Below are 1,574 nucleotides of genomic sequence, written 5' to 3'. Positions count from 1 at the left end.
GCCCCCGCCCCGGGTCCCGCGTCCGCCCCGGCCGAGCAGAGTGCGGCTCCCCTGCTCGACGCCGTCCGTCGAGGTGACAGCGGCGGCGTCGCCACGCTGCTCGCGGGCATGAGCGATCAGGCCCGCCGCGCCTGCACCGACGCCCTCCTCGCCGAACGGCGCCGGCTGCGCGACAACTGGTCGCGCTGGGACGCACCGAGCCTGGCCGCCCTCAAGATCGCAGGCACCGGATGCCACACCGGCGCCGCGGCCTGCGCGCGCTGGCTGATGCACGGCGACCTGCGCTGGGCGGGCGCCCGACCTGACGCGCTCGCGGACGTGCTCGCCCACCGCGATCCCGCGTGGATCGCCGACCTGCTGCGCCGGCTCTCCGAGACCCGCACCGAGCTGATGCCGGACGAGTTCGCACTGCTGCTGCGGCTCCGGGAACTCGCCGACGTGCCGATGCCGGCCAACGAGACTTGCGTCAACGCCTGGATCGACCATCTGCTGCACCAGCGGTACCGAGGTAACAACACCACACCCGTCAGCCTCGTCACGACCCTGCGGGAAGACCCGCTCACGCCCGACTTCGTCCCCCTCGTCCTCGACCTGTCCGGCGTCGGCAGCCCCGGCCCGTGGACCCCGGAGGAGCAGCCCGAGCCCGAGCAGACCTGGCCCGGCGCCCTCGCCCGCCTCAGCGCCGAAGGCCTGCTGAGCCGCCGGGGCCTGATCGACCGGTGCCGCGCCGCCCTCCTCCGCGGCGGACGGCCCGCCGACCTGCGCTTCGCAACCGCGCTGCTGACGGCCCTGCGACTGACCCCGCAGGAGACGGCGGACCGCACCGGGGACTGGGTCCGCCTGGCCGCCGACGCACCCTCACCCGTCGCCGCCCACGCCCAGACCGCGCTGCGCGACCTGTGGGAACGCGAGCGACTGCCCACCGCCGCACTGGCGGAGGCGTCCAGCGGAGTGCTGTTCCGCACCGAGAAGAAACTGGTGAACGCGCAACTCGCCCTCGTCGACAAAGCCGTCCGCCGCGAACCGGGCAGCGCAGCCGTGCTGCTGGCCGCTGTCGGCCAGGCGTTCGGGCATCCCGACCACGCCGTGCAGACCCGCGCGCTGCGCGTCGTACGCCGCCACCTCACCCGTACCGACGACGCCACCCGCGCCGAACTCGCCGCCGCAGCCGACCTGCTGACCCCCTCCCTCCTGGCCGATGCCGCAGAACTCCTCGGGGCCCGGGTCGTGACGCCCGCCAGCGTGCCGTACACGGAGACCCTGCCGCCCGTCCCGACCGCGCGCCCCCTGCCGCCCGTACCGGACACCGTCACCGAAGCGGCGGCCGAGATCACCGCGGCCCTCGCCCACGATCCGGAGGCACCCGAGTTCGAGCACGTGCTCGACACACTCGTCCGGCACGCCCACCGCGACCGCCCAGCGCTCGCCGCGGCACTCCAACCCGTCGCGCACCACCACACGTGGCTCGCCGACCCGCAGCAGTTCCTCGACTCCACCAACGGGCTGGCGCTGGTCGTCAGCGCCGTGCTCGGCCACCTCGACGTGCCGCAGATCCGCGGGGCCGGCCGCCGCGG

Annotated in this window: 1 protein-coding gene; it reads left to right on the top strand. The window is 75.2% G+C overall.

Annotation, left to right across the window (positions count from 1 at the left end; translation table 11 throughout):
- Nucleotides 1-1,574: DUF6493 family protein (locus tag ACYVE9_RS26105; RefSeq protein WP_461030361.1), on the top strand; the 1,574-nt coding region annotated here is incomplete at both ends.

The sequence above is a fragment of the Streptomyces sparsus genome (genome assembly GCF_054776295.1).
The sequence above is the reverse complement of the archived record's forward strand: the minus strand, read 5'-3'. Positions and strand labels throughout refer to the sequence as shown.